Source organism: Pseudomonas sp. A39 (assembly GCF_058145955.1).
This window is the reverse complement of sequence record NZ_JBYVMD010000080.1, coordinates 1-14754: the sequence shown is the minus strand read 5'-3', so window position 1 is coordinate 14754 and position 14754 is coordinate 1. Positions and strand designations below refer to the sequence as shown.

General features: G+C 61.6%; 15 protein-coding genes. 10 read left to right on the top strand and 5 right to left on the bottom strand.

The window, feature by feature from the left end; translation table 11 throughout:
- From AC3ZU9_RS30300 to AC3ZU9_RS30275, 6 genes are all read left to right on the top strand, one after another.
- Window positions 1–576 (top strand): aminotransferase class III-fold pyridoxal phosphate-dependent enzyme (locus AC3ZU9_RS30300; RefSeq protein WP_490091737.1); only part of this gene is annotated, 576 nt, incomplete at its 5' end.
- A gap of 195 nt (window positions 577–771) precedes the next feature.
- Complete coding sequence (locus tag AC3ZU9_RS30295; protein ID WP_015886415.1) at window positions 772–1866, top strand: polyamine ABC transporter substrate-binding protein; 1095 nt, start codon at window positions 772–774, stop codon at window positions 1864–1866.
- A 241-nt stretch (window positions 1867–2107) separates the two neighbouring features.
- The gene (locus AC3ZU9_RS30290; RefSeq protein WP_015886414.1) at window positions 2108–3202 is read left to right on the top strand and encodes a polyamine ABC transporter substrate-binding protein; all 1095 of its coding nucleotides are present in this window, start codon (window positions 2108–2110) and stop codon (window positions 3200–3202) included.
- 66 nt (window positions 3203–3268) lie between these two features.
- Window positions 3269–4411 carry an ABC transporter ATP-binding protein gene (locus tag AC3ZU9_RS30285; RefSeq protein ID WP_003195240.1) on the top strand — a complete coding sequence of 381 codons (1143 nt, stop codon included), beginning with the start codon at window positions 3269–3271 and terminating at the stop codon, window positions 4409–4411.
- A gap of 35 nt (window positions 4412–4446) precedes the next feature.
- A complete protein-coding gene (locus AC3ZU9_RS30280; RefSeq protein ID WP_232504883.1) occupies window positions 4447–5328 on the top strand; it encodes an ABC transporter permease subunit in 882 nt (293 codons plus the stop codon).
- Window positions 5325–6209 carry an ABC transporter permease subunit gene (locus tag AC3ZU9_RS30275; RefSeq protein ID WP_015886412.1) on the top strand — a complete coding sequence of 295 codons (885 nt, stop codon included), beginning with the start codon at window positions 5325–5327 and terminating at the stop codon, window positions 6207–6209. The genes AC3ZU9_RS30280 and AC3ZU9_RS30275 overlap by 4 nt, the downstream gene beginning before the upstream one ends.
- 265 nt (window positions 6210–6474) lie before the next feature.
- Here the strand turns inward: AC3ZU9_RS30275 and AC3ZU9_RS30270 are convergent, their stop codons facing one another.
- On the bottom strand, window positions 6475–7116 hold the full coding sequence (locus tag AC3ZU9_RS30270) for an HD domain-containing protein (protein WP_320399955.1): 642 nt from the start codon (window positions 7114–7116) through the stop codon (window positions 6475–6477).
- A gap of 208 nt (window positions 7117–7324) precedes the next feature.
- Here AC3ZU9_RS30270 and AC3ZU9_RS30265 point away from each other — a divergent pair, with 208 nt between their 5' ends.
- Window positions 7325–8290, top strand: a complete 966-nt coding sequence (locus AC3ZU9_RS30265) for a GlxA family transcriptional regulator (RefSeq protein WP_093542575.1) — start codon at window positions 7325–7327, stop codon at window positions 8288–8290.
- Window positions 8291–8339: 49 nt separating this feature from the next.
- Here AC3ZU9_RS30265 and AC3ZU9_RS30260 read toward each other — a convergent pair whose 3' ends face one another.
- Together AC3ZU9_RS30260 and AC3ZU9_RS30255 are read right to left on the bottom strand one after the other, a co-directional pair.
- Window positions 8340–10694 (bottom strand): penicillin acylase family protein, encoded by a 2355-nt coding sequence (locus AC3ZU9_RS30260; RefSeq protein WP_490091736.1) that lies wholly within the window; start codon window positions 10692–10694, stop codon window positions 8340–8342.
- A gap of 30 nt (window positions 10695–10724) precedes the next feature.
- Window positions 10725–11300 carry a DUF6436 domain-containing protein gene (locus AC3ZU9_RS30255; protein ID WP_046034914.1) on the bottom strand — a complete coding sequence of 192 codons (576 nt, stop codon included), beginning with the start codon at window positions 11298–11300 and terminating at the stop codon, window positions 10725–10727.
- Between the two features lie 99 nt (window positions 11301–11399).
- Here AC3ZU9_RS30255 and bipL point away from each other — a divergent pair, with 99 nt between their 5' ends.
- On the top strand, window positions 11400–12341 hold the full coding sequence (gene bipL, locus AC3ZU9_RS30250; RefSeq protein ID WP_046034916.1) for a phospholipase BipL: 942 nt from the start codon (window positions 11400–11402) through the stop codon (window positions 12339–12341).
- A 46-nt stretch (window positions 12342–12387) separates the two neighbouring features.
- Here the strand turns inward: bipL and AC3ZU9_RS30245 are convergent, their stop codons facing one another.
- Entirely contained in the window at window positions 12388–13140 is a 753-nt protein-coding gene (locus AC3ZU9_RS30245; RefSeq protein WP_015886406.1) for a DUF2059 domain-containing protein, read from the bottom strand.
- Between the two features lie 131 nt (window positions 13141–13271).
- Here AC3ZU9_RS30245 and AC3ZU9_RS30240 point away from each other — a divergent pair, with 131 nt between their 5' ends.
- Window positions 13272–13904, top strand: coding sequence for a 2OG-Fe(II) oxygenase (locus AC3ZU9_RS30240; protein WP_043206041.1), 633 nt, complete (start codon window positions 13272–13274; stop codon window positions 13902–13904).
- A 2-nt stretch (window positions 13905–13906) separates the two neighbouring features.
- Window positions 13907–14401, top strand: coding sequence for a 2-thiouracil desulfurase family protein (locus tag AC3ZU9_RS30235; protein WP_490091735.1), 495 nt, complete (start codon window positions 13907–13909; stop codon window positions 14399–14401).
- Between the two features lie 104 nt (window positions 14402–14505).
- On the opposite strand, the gene AC3ZU9_RS30230 is transcribed toward AC3ZU9_RS30235, so the two are convergent.
- Window positions 14506–14754, bottom strand: a 249-nt coding sequence (locus tag AC3ZU9_RS30230) for a transporter substrate-binding domain-containing protein (RefSeq protein WP_490091734.1), incomplete at its 5' end; no start/stop codon positions are given.

The window sequence follows — 14754 nt, the reverse complement described above, 5'->3', positions numbered from 1 at the left end:
TGCGGTTTCGGCCGGACCGGTGAGTGGTTCGGTAGCGATTTCTACGACCTCAAGCCCCACATGATGACCATCGCCAAGGGCCTGACCTCGGGTTACATCCCCATGGGCGGCTTGATCGTGCGCGACGATGTGGTGGCCGTGCTCAACGAAGGTGGCGATTTCAACCACGGCTTCACCTACTCCGGCCACCCGGTGGCGGCGGCAGTGGCCCTGGAAAACATCCGCATCATGCGCGATGAAAAAATCGTTAACCGCGTTCACGACGAAACGGCACCGTATTTGCAGAAACGTCTACGGGAGCTGGCGGATCACCCGTTGGTGGGTGAAGTGCGCGGTGTGGGCATGCTCGGTGCGATTGAGCTGGTGCAGGACAAGGCAACGCGCAAGCGTTACGAAGGCAAGGGCGCAGGCATGATCTGCCGAACCTTCTGCTTCGAGAATGGCCTGATCATGCGCGCCGTGGGCGACACCATGATCATTTCGCCGCCGCTGGTGATCAGCCAGGCCGAGATTGACGAGCTGGTGACCAAGGCTCGGCATTGCCTGGACCTGACTTTGGCGGCATTGCAGGGCTAAGTGCTAGGCTCAGTGCGCAGCGGCTTTCGGGCGCTGTGTACCGAGCAGTTATAGATGAGGCTTTGGTTGAAAGCCGGCCTCAGAACTTGCCAGACTGTCGCCCTGTTTTGTTGCCCTTTAGACGGGCCGCAAAACCTTGTAAGAACGTGGCCCAAAAAAGAAAAATTGGAGCATCACCAAATGAAGGCATTAGGTTTGAAGAACGCTGGCAAGACCCTCCTCGCCTTGTCCCTGATGGGCGCAATGGCGGGCGCGGCCCAGGCAGACGATAAAGTGCTGCACGTCTACAACTGGTCCGACTACATCGCGCCGGATACCATCGCCAACTTTGAAAAAGAGTCCGGCATCAAAGTGGTGTACGACGTGTTCGACAGCAACGAGACCCTGGAAGCCAAGTTGCTGGCAGGCAAGTCCGGTTACGACATCGTCGTACCGTCGAACAACTTCCTCGCCAAGCAGATCAAGGCGGGCGTCTACCAGGAGCTGGACAAGACCAAACTGTCCAACTACGACAACCTGAACAAATCCCTGCTGAAAGCCGTGTCGGTCAGCGACCCGGACAACAAGCACGCTTTCCCGTACATGTGGGGCTCGATCGGCATCGGCTACAACCCGGAGAAGGTCAAGGCTGCGCTGGGCGTGGACAAGATCGATTCCTGGGACGTGCTGCTCAAGCCTGAGAACATCGCCAAGCTGAAAAGCTGCGGCGTGAGCTTCCTCGACTCGCCAACCGAAATGCTGCCGATCGCGCTGCATTACCTGGGCCTGCCGACCGACAGCCAGAAGAAAGACGACCTCAAGCAAGCCGAAGCGCTGTTCCTGAAGATCCGTCCTTCGATCGGCTACTTCCACTCGTCCAAGTACATTTCCGACCTGGCCAACGGCAACATCTGCGTCGCCGTGGGTTATTCGGGTGACATCCAGCAGGCCAAGTCCCGCGCGGCTGAAGCCGGTGGCAAAGTGAAAGTGGCCTACGACATTCCGAAAGAAGGCGCCGGTAGCTTCTTCGACATGGTCGCCATCCCTAAAGATGCCGAAAACGTCGACGCCGCCTACAAATTCATGAACTACCTGTTGAAGCCGGAAGTAATGGCTTCGATCACCAACAGCGTACGTTTCCCGAACGGTAACGCGAAAGCCACCGCACTGGTCGACAAAGACATCACCAGCGACCCGGGCATCTACCCGCCAGCAGACGTGCAAGCCAAGCTCTATGCCATTGCTGACCTGCCAGCCGCAACCCAGCGTGAAATGACGCGCAGCTGGACCAAGATCAAGTCCGGTAAATAAGCCCTGAACCTTGTGGGAGGGGGAAATGTGGTGAGCGGGCTTGCCCCGCGCTGGGCTGCGAAGCAGCCCCATCGATCTGCGGTGAACCCGGCGGTGGACAAGCCGCCTCACCACAGCAAGCTCCCTCCCACACATTAAATGCCAGAAAGTTTTGCCGGATCGGTTTATCGAGGGTAAGTTGCGCGCCGGTTTTGTTGCCGGGCAACAACTTTAAGGCCCAACTATTTAAGAGGACCTCCACGTGCCAATTTCTTTATTTCGCAAAGCCTTGCTGGTGGGTGCAGGTATCACGCTGGCTGTCAGCGTGCAGGCCGCACCGACTGTGCATATTTATAACTGGTCGGACTACATCGGCACCGACACCCTGGCCAACTTCGAAAAAGCCAGCGGCATCAAGCCCGTGTATGACGTGTTTGACTCCAACGAAACCCTGGAAGGCAAGCTGCTGGCCGGGCGTACCGGCTACGACGTGGTGGTGCCGTCCAACCACTTCCTCGGCAAGCAGATCAAGGCCGGGGCGTTCCAGAAGCTCGACAAGTCGCTGCTGACACATTACGCCAACCTCGATCCGGCGTTGCTCAAGCGCCTGGAAAAGAACGACCCGGGCAACCAGTACGCCGTGCCGTACCTGTGGGGCACCAATGGCATCGGCTACAACGTCGACAAGGTGAAAGAAGTGCTGGGCGTCGACCATATCGACTCCTGGGCCGTGCTGTTCGAGCCGGAAAACATGAAGAAGCTGGCGACGTGCGGCGTGTCGTTCATGGACTCTGCGGATGAAATGCTGCCGGCGGTGCTCAACTACATGGGCCTTGATCCCAACAGCACCAACCCTGAAGACTACAAGAAGGCTGAAGCCAAGCTGCTGAAAGTGCGTCCTTACGTGACCTACTTCCATTCATCCAAATACATCTCCGACCTGGCCAACGGCAACATCTGCGTGGCGGCCGGTTTCTCCGGCGATGTGTTCCAGGCCAAGGCCCGCGCGGCCGAGGCGGGCAAAGGCGTGAACATCGCCTACGCCATTCCGAAAGAAGGCGGCAACCTGTGGTTCGACGTGCTGGCCATCCCCAAGGATGCGACCAACGTCAAAGAGGCCCACGCCTTCATCAACTATTTGCTGCAACCTGAGGTGATCGCCCAGGTCAGTGATTACGTCGGTTACGCCAACCCTAACCCTGGGTCGGACAAACTGATGGAGCAATCGATACGCACCGACGAAGCGGTTTACCCACCGCAGGCGGTACTCGACCGGACATTCGTGAACTTCGAGCTACCCCCGAAAGTGCAACGTTTGATGACCCGTAGCTGGACCAAGGTCAAGACGGGCAAGTAAGGCTCAAACTATCCTGGGTTCGCCCGCCTCGGGCGAACTGCACTGTTTTTTTTGGGAGTTTCGTAAATGGCAGTTGCCTCCGGCGCCTATAAGAAAGCCCTCGAGGGCGACCAGACACCGAAGAAGGTGTTGGTCAAAATCGACCGGGTCACGAAGAAGTTCGACGAGACGATTGCCGTGGACGATGTGTCCCTGGAAATCAAGAAAGGTGAGATCTTCGCCTTGCTCGGCGGTTCGGGTTCGGGCAAGTCCACCTTGCTGCGCATGCTCGCAGGTTTTGAGCGCCCGACTGAGGGGCGCATCTACCTCGACGGTGTGGACATCACCGACATGCCGCCCTACGAGCGGCCGATCAACATGATGTTCCAGTCCTATGCGCTGTTCCCGCACATGACCGTGGCGCAGAACATCGCGTTCGGCCTGCAGCAGGACAAGATTCCCAAGGCCGAGGTCGACGCCCGTGTGGCTGAGATGCTCAAGCTGGTGCAGATGAGCCAGTACGCCAAGCGCAAGCCGCATCAGTTGTCCGGCGGCCAGCGTCAGCGTGTGGCGTTGGCGCGCTCCCTGGCCAAGCGCCCGAAACTGCTGCTGCTCGATGAGCCAATGGGCGCCCTCGACAAGAAACTGCGCTCGCAGATGCAGCTGGAGTTGGTGGAAATCATCGAGCGCGTGGGTGTGACCTGCGTGATGGTGACCCACGACCAGGAAGAGGCCATGACCATGGCCGAGCGCATCGCGATCATGCACCTGGGCTGGATCGCCCAGATCGGCAGCCCGATCGACATCTACGAAACGCCTACCAGTCGCCTGGTGTGCGAGTTCATCGGCAACGTCAACATCTTCGACACCCAAGTGGTGGACGACGCCGAAGGCCACGCGGTGCTCAAGTGCCCGGACCTGGACCGTGATATCTACGTGGGCTACGGCATCGCCACCTCGGTGGAAGACAAATCGGTGACCTACGCCATCCGCCCGGAAAAGCTGCTGGTTACCACCGAAATGCCGACCTGCGAGCACAACTGGTCGAGCGGCAAGGTGCACGACATCGCCTACCTGGGTGGCCACTCGGTGTTCTACGTGGAGCTGCCGAGTGGCAAGCTGGTGCAGTCCTTCGTGGCCAACGCCGAGCGCCGTGGCCAGCGGCCGACCTGGGGTGACCAGGTCTACGTGTGGTGGGAAGACGACAGCGGCGTGGTACTTCGCTCATGAACACCAAGAAGCTCAAGCGCCGCTTGAACCGCATAATCCCCACCGGGAAGCAGGTCGTCATCGGGATTCCGTTCCTGTGGCTGTTCCTGTTCTTCGCGTTGCCGTTTTTCATCGTCCTCAAAATCAGCTTCGCCGAAGCCGACGTGGCGATCCCGCCCTACACCGAGATCTACACCTACGTTGAGCAGAAGCTGCAGGTGGTGCTGAACCTGGCGAACTACAGCCTGCTGGCGGGCGACGAGTTGTACATCGCCGCGTACCTGGGCTCGCTGAAAATGGCGTTCTTCAGCACGCTGCTGTGCCTGCTGATCGGCTACCCGATGGCCTACGCCATTGCCACTGCGCGCAAAGAGATGCAGACCGTGCTGGTGCTGCTGATCATGATGCCGACTTGGACCGCGATCCTGATCCGCGTGTATGCGTGGATGGGCATCCTCAGCAACAACGGCTTGCTCAATGGCTTCCTGATGTCCATGGGGTTGATCAACGAGCCGCTGCAGATCCTCAACACCAACATCGCGGTGTATATCGGCGTGGTCTATTCGTACCTGCCGTTCATGATCCTGCCGCTGTACGCCAACCTGGTGAAGCATGACCAGAGCCTGCTGGAAGCCGCATCCGACCTGGGTTCGAGCACCTTCAACAGCTTCTGGAAAATCACCGTGCCGCTGTCCAAGAACGGCATCATCGCCGGCTGCATGCTGGTGTTTATCCCGGTGGTGGGCGAGTTCGTGATTCCGGAACTGCTGGGCGGCCCGGAAACCCTGATGATCGGTAAAGTGTTGTGGCAAGAATTCTTCAACAACCGTGACTGGCCGGTGGCGTCTGCCCTGGCGGTGGTGATGCTGGCGATCCTGATCGTGCCGATCATCCTGTTCAACCGCAGCCAAGCCAAAGAGATGGAGGGCAAGATATGAAGCGCGTCAGTTTCTCAAGCTTCATGCTGGTGGCGGGGTTGTTGTTCATCTACCTGCCGATGCTGATCCTGGTGATCTACTCGTTCAACGAATCCAAGCTGGTCACAGTGTGGGGCGGTTGGTCGATCAAGTGGTACGTGGGCCTGCTGGACAACACCCAGTTGATGGGCTCGGTGGCCCGCTCCCTGGAAATCGCCTGCTACACGGCAGTGGCGGCAGTGGCGCTGGGTACATTGGCGGCGTTCGTGCTGACGCGCATCAGCCAGTTCAAGGGCCGCACGCTGTTCGGCGGCCTGGTGACCGCGCCATTGGTGATGCCGGAAGTGATCACTGGCCTGTCGCTGTTGCTGCTGTTCGTGGCCATGGCGCAGATGATTGGCTGGCCCCAGGAACGTGGCATCGTCACCATCTGGATCGCCCACACCACGTTCTGCGCGGCGTATGTAGCCGTGGTGGTGTCGGCGCGCCTGCGTGAGCTGGACCTGTCGATCGAAGAAGCGGCGATGGACCTGGGCGCGCGGCCGTGGAAGGTGTTCTTCCTGATCACCATCCCGATGATCGCGCCGTCGTTGGCGGCGGGCGGCATGATGTCGTTCGCGCTGTCCCTGGATGACCTGGTGCTGGCGAGCTTCGTGTCGGGGCCGGGGTCGACGACCTTGCCGATGGAAGTGTTCTCGGCGGTGCGTCTTGGGGTTAAACCCGAGATCAACGCCGTGGCCAGCCTGATCCTGTTGGCGGTGTCGCTGGTGACCTTCCTGGTGTGGTTCTTCAGCCGCCGTGCGGAAGAGATGCGCAAGAAGGCGATCCAGCAAGCCATCGAAGAAGCAGCGGCAGATGGCTGGCAGCAGCCGGACAAGCGTCGGGCGCCTGCACCGGTTTAAAACCCGGAACGGGGACCCAATGTGGGAGGGGCCTGCTGAGGTGAGCGGGCTCGCTGTGGTGAGTAGGCCTGCTGTGGTGAGCAAGCTCGCTGTGGTGGGCGGGCTTGTTGTGGTGAGCGGGCTTGCCCCGCGCTGGGCTGCGGAGCGGCCCCTTTTGCAGGCACCGCATTCCTTCAGAAAGAACGCGGTGCCTGGTTTTGGGGCCGCTCCGCAGCCCAGCGCGGGGCAAGCCCGCTCACTACATGGATCGGGTTTGGCTTGTTGGTTAAGCAGTCCAGGGGGATTTGCGGATGACTTCGACAAAATTCATCGGCCGGAACCCTGGCTCCTGATCCGCCAGCACATCCGTCTTCACGTTGCCAAACGTGGTCTGTGGGCGATGGCGCAAGCCGTCGGCGAACGCGCAGATGATGCACTCCTTGAACCCTTCACCGCGTGGATGCGCATGCACCACGGCGTCGCGCTGCACGTTGCTGAACGCGGCGTAGTCCATGCCCAGCACGTCCATCTCGACACCCGCAGTCACCAGTGCAACGGTTGGACGCAAATGTTGCGGTACCCCCGGCGTGGTGTGCAGGGCGATGGACAACCACACCTGTTCGATGTCGTCATCGCTCAGCCCGTAAGGCTTGAGGAAGGCCGCGGCGGCGTTGGCGCCGTCCACTTCGAAGCGTTCGTCGTTACTGCGATGGCCTTCCACCAGGCCGAGGTCATGGAACATCGCGCCGACGTAGAGCAGCTCCGGATTGTAGGCGAGTTGCTTGCGTTCGCCACTCAACGCGCCGAACAGGAATACCCGGCGGGAATGGTGGTAAAGCAGGTCGGATTCGACGTCACGGATGTATTCGGTGGTGGCCTTGGCCAGGGCGCTGTCAGGGATCTGGATGCCGGCGATAGTGGTGGTCATGGGCGTTCTCCTCTGGAAAGCATCCAGTCTGGTCGCGTGCCCGTGGAGGGGCTAGCGCGGCGAGGAAGCGATGTCGGCCAATGTGCAGCCACATCGTGCCAAGGCAAGATCAGCTAGGGTGTAGCAGGCGATTGGTCCCTCGAACCTTGCAAAAATCAAAATGTGGGAGGGCAATTGCGTTTATTCAGTTAGAGAAGGTGTGTTGTTCATGGGCAAAACCGTTGCCATCCTGATTTTCCCCGGCGTCCAGTCACTGGACGTGACCGGCCCAATGGATGTGTTTTGCGAGGCCAACCGGTTTCTAGCGCCTGAGGACCATTACCAGCTTGAAGTGATTGGCCTTGGCCGTGGCACCATGGCCGCCTCCAACGGCCTGTCATTGCAGGCCCACCGGCACTACAGCGAAGCCCTGCACGCTTATGACCTGCTGCTGGTCGCTGGCGGCCCGCAGTTACCCTTCGAAGACTTCGGCACGCAGTTCGATGATTGGTTGCGGGGCGCCACGGCGCGTGCGCAACGCTTCGGTTCGATCTGCAACGGCGCGTTCATGCTGGCCCGAGCCGGGCTGCTGGATGGGAAAACCGTCACCACCCATTGGAACGACGCGGCTGATCTGGCGCGCCTGTGCCCCACCGCCCAGGTTGAGGCCGACCGCCTCTACGTGCAGGACGGCAACCTCTACACCTCGGCCGGGGTCACGGCGGGCATCGATCTGTCGCTGTATCTGCTGGCCCAGGATCATGGCCCGGAAGTCGCGTTGAGTGTGGCCAAGCGCCTGGTGGTGTTTACCCAGCGCTCGGGTGGGCAGTCGCAGTTCAGCCCGTTTCTCACGCCCCACGCCGAAACCACGTCAGCGGTGGCGCAGGTGCAGCTGCACGTGCTGGCGAACCTGACGGGGGACCTGACCATTGCCGACTTGGCCAAGGCAGCCAATATGAGCGCGCGCAACTTCTCGCGGGTGTTTGCCCGTGAAGCACGCATCACCCCGGCGGAGTTTGTCGAGCGGGCGCGGGTGGACGCGGCGCGGGTGATGCTGGAAAGCAGCCCGGCGCCGCTCAAGACTGTGGCCTATCAATGCGGCTTTCGTGATGCCCAGCACATGCGCAGTGTGTTCAACCGCCGGCTGGGCGTGACGCCGCAACAGTTCCGGCTTAACTTTGCGGCGCCGATCTAATGTGGGAGCGAGCAAGCCCGCTCCCACCGTTTGACCGCGTTGCAAGCGGTTATCTGGCGGGCAGCAGTTTCAGTGTTCCGCGCGTATTGGCCGTCACTTCTTCATCGGTGAAATGCGCCTGTTCGTAACCGCCTTCGATGTAGGTTTCCGCCTGGTCGCCGTAATGCCGGTCAAACGGCACACCGCTTTGCCCGACCGGGTTGATGGTCAGGGCGTGCGCCACGTCGGCGAAGTCGATCAGGCGGCGCGTAGAAGGCCCGTAGGTGACGGGCCACGGCGCCGGGCCGATATTGGCGGACTGGTTGTTCGGCACTTCGTGGGTGCCCGGCGCCGGGAACGGGCCGACATTGACGATCAGGTCCAACGGCTTCTGCGAGCCCAGCGGGTGGCCGTGGGTCAGGGTGTGCGCCTTGCCCCACTGCCACTGGGTCGGATCATCCCCTAAGGTGGCCTTGAGGTGTGCCAGGCTGTTGTCCCAGGCGAGCTTGACGGTCTCCGCGCGCTTGCCATCCCACCACGGCGAATCCGGCGCGGCGGCCAGGCGTGGCAGGGCAGCGTCGATCACGCGGGTGCTGAGCAGGGTCTTGAACATGCCGTCGCCGAGCTTCGGGTGGAAGGCGGCGTCGGCCAGGTTGAACAGGAACTGGTTGAACAGCGTGGCGCTGGTGGAGTCCAGCGGGTAGTCACCCTTCCAGCGTGCAAGCTGCTCCACCAGTTTCAACTGCGCCGGGTCCTTGACCGTCTCGCGCAGCACCGGTAACAGCGGCCCCAGCAGGCGCGGGCCGAAGGCGGTGGTGGTGCCCAGCTGCAGGGCCTGGCTGTTGTTCACGTCCCACTTCACGCTCTTGTCGCTCAACTGCGCGTTCAACTGCTGGCCACGGTCGGCCAGGTTGTAATAGCCGGGGATCTCCATGCCGGTGGGCGAAACCGGCTGGGCGTTGGCCGACACCACATAACCACGTGCCGGATTCTCTTCCTGGGGGTTGGCGCTGAAGGGATAGAAGCCCAGTTTGTCGGCTTGGGGGCTGCTGCCGTCGAGGATAAACCCGGCGTTGACCCCGGCCGGACGAATCGGCAACTGCGCCGCCGCCCACCAGCCGATATCGCCCTTGGCATTCGCCCACACAATGTTCAGCCCCGGCGCGGACACCTTGGCTGCCGCCGCACGCGCCTTGACCAGGGTGTCGGCGCGGTTGAGCTGGTAGAACCCTTCGAGGATCGGGTTCTGGGTGTCGAGGAACGCCCACCACATGGCAATCGGTGTGTTGCCGGCGTTTTCGCCCAGCACGTCATTGATGATCGGGCCGTGGGGCGATTGGCGCAGGGTCAAGGTCACCGGCGCCTGGCCCTTCACCGCAATCTGTTGCTCGGTGCTTGTCATGTCGACCCACTGGCCGTGGTACCAGACCTGGTTGGGGTTGTCCGGGTTGGTCTTTTCGGCGATGAGGTCGAGGTCATCGTTCTGGAACATGGTCAGGCTCCAGCCGAAGTCCAGGTTGTGCCCCAGGAACGCCACCGGCACGAGGGCGTTGTGATAGCCATACAACTCGAACCCTGGCGCTGACAGCTGCGCTTCATACCACACCGACGGCACCGAGAAACGGATATGCGGGTCGCCGGCCAGCAACGGTTTGCCGCTCTGGGTGCGGTTGCCGCTGATGGCCCAGGCGTTACTGCCTTCGAACTGCGGCAGGCCGTTGTCGGCCAGGGCCTGCTCACTCAGGGCAGCGATGGCGCCGAGGGTCTGCCAATCGCCGGCAGCCAGGTTGAGGGCGCCCTTGGGTTGCCAGTCGAGGTCGAAGACTTTCAGGTAGTCGCTGCCCAATTGGTCACGTACGTAAGTCAGCAAAGGCTCGGTACGAAAGGCAGCGGCAAAGCTGTAGGCCATATACCCGGCGACGCTGATGGTGTCCTCGGCGGTAAACGGCCGCTTGGGGATGCCCAGCACGTCGAACTCCATCGGGCGGGCGTGGCTGTCCTGATATTGGTTAATCCCGTCCAGATAGGCTTGCAGCGCCTTCCAGTGCGCCGACTCATGGTCCAGCTGCGCCACATAGGTGGCCGCGCGGTCGCGAATGCGCAGGCTGCGGAACAACTTGTCGGTCTCCAGCACCTTGGGCCCGAGCACCTCGGCCAGCTCGCCACGGGCCAGGCGCCGCATGATCTCCATCTGGAACAGGCGGTCCTGGGCATGCACATAGCCCAAGGCGCGATACAGGTCGGTTTCATTCTCGGCCCGAATATGCGGCACGCCACGGTCGTCGTAGCGCACCGTGACCGAGCCTTGCAGGTTGGCCAGTGTCACCGTGCCCTGGCGGGTGGGTTGTTTGCTGTAGACGTACGCGCCTGCGCCGAGGGCGATCATCACTACAAGAACCGCGAGAACCCGCAAGACGCGCTTCATGAACATTCCTTACCAAGAGTGGGTGGCGAGTTACGAGCCTGTTGGCCACGAACAATAGCAGCCCACCGCCAGAGTGTGCGTGGCATTCACCTCGCGTCCCGCTTCAAGGGCCTTCAAGATCGGCTCAATAAAACTGTTGCTGGAATTGCACGTGAGGCCTTCGCTGTAGGGGCCGAAATACGCGAGCTTGCCGCTGCGGTCCCAGATGCCCACGGCCGGGCTGGCCGGTACTTGGTCGGCACCGGGCAGGGCGGTGAGGGTTTTCATGCGGCGCAGGTTGTCGGGCAGTTGGCCGTGGCTGCCGGGCTTTTGCAGGGCGTAGAACTCGACGCCTTGAGGCGCGTAGTGCTCGATCAGCTCGCCCAGGTGCTGCTGGTTGCCGACGTTGCAGGGGCAGGCGGGGTCCCAGAAGTGCACCAGGCGGATCGGGCCGGGGCCGGCGAGGTCGGCAGGCAGTTTCAGCGGGTCACCGGAAAACACCGCCGTGTGTTCGCTGAAGGCGCGCAGGTAGCGGCCCTGGAACCAGTCATACGCGGCCCACAGCACGCCGGCGCAGATAACCAGGATCAGGCTGGCGAACAGGGCGGTACGGTAGGGCTGTCGCATTCAGATGTATCCTCGAAGGTCGCGTAGCTTGCCATGCTTGTCCTGACAGATGAATATCGCAGCTCGATATTCATCTTCGCCGTCAGTCTGGAACCCTTTATGCCCGTCACCTTTGACCCCGATCATCTGCGCGAAAGCTTGCGGCCCCTGGTGGATGCGCAGCCGCTTTCAGCCGAGGCACGGGTCTATCAACGTTTCTACGGGCTGGACCTGGCGGCGCGCAACGTTCCGGTGGTCAGCCGTCTGGGACGCTTCGAGGTGGACGGGTTCGAGGTGGTCGCGCAAGTGTGGTGGCCGCCCGTGCCGGTGGCGACGATGTTCATGTTCCACGGCTTCTACGACCATATGGGCTTGTATCGCCATGTGGTGGACTGGGCGTTGGACCAGGGCTTCGTAGTGATCGCCTGCGATTTACCGGGGCACGGCCTGTCCAGCGGCGCGCGCGCCAGCATCGATGATTTTGCGGTGTATCAACAGGTGGTGCAGGCGCTGTTTGGCCAAGCCGAAGCACTGCAACTGCCGCAACCTTGGCACCTGTTCGGGCAAAGCACCGGCGGCGCGGTGGTGGTGGATCACGTGCTCAACCATGGCGTTGACAGCCCGGCCCAAGGCAAGACGTTCCTGCTCTCGCCACTGGTGCGGCCGCGTGCCTGGGGCTGGTCGCAGGTCAGCTATTACCTGTTGCGGCCATTCGTCAAAGGCATCGCGCGGCGGTTCAGCGAGAACACCCACGATCCCGCGTTCAAGCCCTTCCTTGAGGCCGACCCGCTGCAGCCGCGTCAACTGCCTACCGCCTGGGTGGGCGCCTTGGCGCGCTGGATCAAACGTATCGAAGCCGCACCGCGCAGCCCTCGGCGGCCGGTGATTGTGCAGGGGGAGGAAGATATGACGGTGGACTGGCAGCACAACTTGCAGGTGCTAAGGAGCAAGTTCGACCAGCCCGAGGTGTTGATGCTGCCGCGTGGCAGGCACCATTTGGCGAATGAGATACCGGAGATTCGCGAAGCGTATTTCACGTACCTCACCGATCACCTGAAGTAACTCAATCTAACAAATGAGGGAGGGGGCTTGCCCTCTCCCTCATTTGTTACTGCGTCAGGCTAGAGGTGCTTTGGCCGACCGCAAGGCCCGCGCGAATGGCTGCCAGCGCCGCCTGGTAATACGCCTTACCCTCCGGCGACTCCGCAAACGTAGCGAATTCTTCCAGCTCCGGGTCAGACAAATCCCGATAGACGTACAACAGCGTGTTGTTCAGATCTTTGTCGATCTGCTGCATCAGCCGCTCGCGTTGGCCATTCAACATGCCCTGGGCCTGACCACCGCCCAACAAACCGGGGATCATCTGGCTCAGACTGTCGGCCGCCACACCGGCAATCGCCAGGCTGACTTCCGCGCCGGCTTCACGGGCGGGCAGGGCCTGGGCCAGGTGGCCGATGATCAGGCTGCGGGTCGCGTCGGCTTGGATTTTCGGCAGGCCCTGGGCGTTTTTTGCCAACTGGTCGCGGCGCGTGGCGAGCAACTCAGCGGCGACAATCTTGCGGCCCAGGGGCGATTGGAAAAAGGCCAGGGCGGGCTTCGGGTCCGCCAGGTTCTTGCGCAATTGCGCCTCGGCGCGCTGGTCCATGGACTGCGCGGCAAAGCGTTTATTACTGTTGTCCACCAGCGCCTGGTACACCGCTGGCGGCAGGCTATTGCGGTAGCGTTGCTGGGCGGCACTGAGGGCGTCATTGAAATGTGCACGTTGTTCGGCCCAGCCGGCGACCTTGTACAACTGGTCATGGCCGTCTGCCCAGGCGGGCAAAACGCAGAACATCAGCAATGAAAAAAACAAACGACGCATATGGACTCCTGTCAGTCGGCCACTATTGTCCGTGTCGGGCGTAGGATTTGTCGAGAAGTCCTATCAGTCACCTGACTAAAGTGTATTCAGACGCTCGGCGGCTCTGTCGGATTCACAGGCGTATGGATACTATGCGCGCCATGCAAATACCCCTCGATCACCCTTTGCTGCAACGTATTGTCGACGACCTGGCCGAAAAGGGCTGGTCCCGGCAGGACGGCTTCCTACCCCAGGCTCTGACCCTGGAACTGGCGGCTGAGTGCCATAAACGTGCAGCCGAGGGTGAGTTGGCTCCGGCAGCGGTGGGACGCGGTCCGACCCAGGAGATTCGCGAAGGTATTCGCGGCGACCACATCCAGTGGCTGGAAGAGGGCGATGCGGCGGTCTGCGACACCTATATGGCGTTGATGGACAGCCTGCGCCTGGCCATGAACCGCAGTTTGTTCCTCGGCCTTGAGGATTTCGAAAGCCACTTTGCGCTGTACCCGCCGGGGGCGTTTTACCTCAAGCACCTGGACCGCTTCCGCGACGATGACCGGCGCATGGTCTCGGCGGTGATCTACTTGAACGACGCTTGGCTGCCCGAGCATGGCGGCCAGTTGCGCATGTACCTCAAGGACGGCGTCGAATACGATGTGGTGCCCACGGGCGGTTGCCTGGTGGTGTTCCTGTCGGGCGAAGTGCCCCACGAAGTCATGCCCGCTACGCGCGAACGCCTGTCCCTCACCGGCTGGTTTCGCCGGCGGGGCAACGAGCCGTTTTAAGCATGCAAAAGATTCTGATCAGCCGCTGTCTGCTTGGCCACAAGGTGCGCTACGACGGCGGGGCCAGCGGGCCATTCGACCTGTTGGCGGTGTGGCAGGCCGAGGGGCGTGTGGTTGCGATCTGCCCGGAAGTGTCGGGCGGGTTGCCGACGCCGCGCCCGGCCGCGGAGATTCCGGGCGGGCAGGGCGTGGATGTGTGGGAGGGCCGTGCCCAGGTGCTGACCGCCGAGGGCGAAGATTTCAGCGCCGCGTTCCTCGATGGCGCCCGCCAGGCATTGTCGCTGGTGCAGCGCCACAACATCCGCATCGCTGTGCTCAAGGCCAATAGCCCGTCGTGCGGTAACCTGCAGACCTACGACGGCACCTTCAGGGGCGTGAAGGTGGCAGGCGAAGGCGTCACCACGGCGCTGCTCAGGCAGCATGGGGTACAGGTGTTCAGCGAGCTGGAACTCCCCGAGGCCGCCGCCGCCCTGACCCAACTCTCAAGCCCTACCTAGATCAAAAATTGTGGGAGAGGGGCTGCTCCCGATAGCGGTGAATCAGTCAACCATGCAGTCGCTGACACTCCGCAATCGGGAGCAAGCCCCCTCCCACCGTTGATCTACTGTGCCTTGGCTACCGGTGTGTCGCCTTCAAGCCACTTCTGCGCCAATGCCTTTAATCGGCCATCCGCCTTCAAGCGTTGCAACGCCTTGTCCAGGCTCGCCTTGAACGCCGGATTACCCTTCTGGAACGGGATCGCCAGCTCAGGCTTCTCGTTGTAAGGCTCACTGAAATCGAACCGATCCTGCAGCTCGGCAGTCATAGCGATATGGTTGATGGCCACGTCGTACTTGCCGGTTTCCACCCC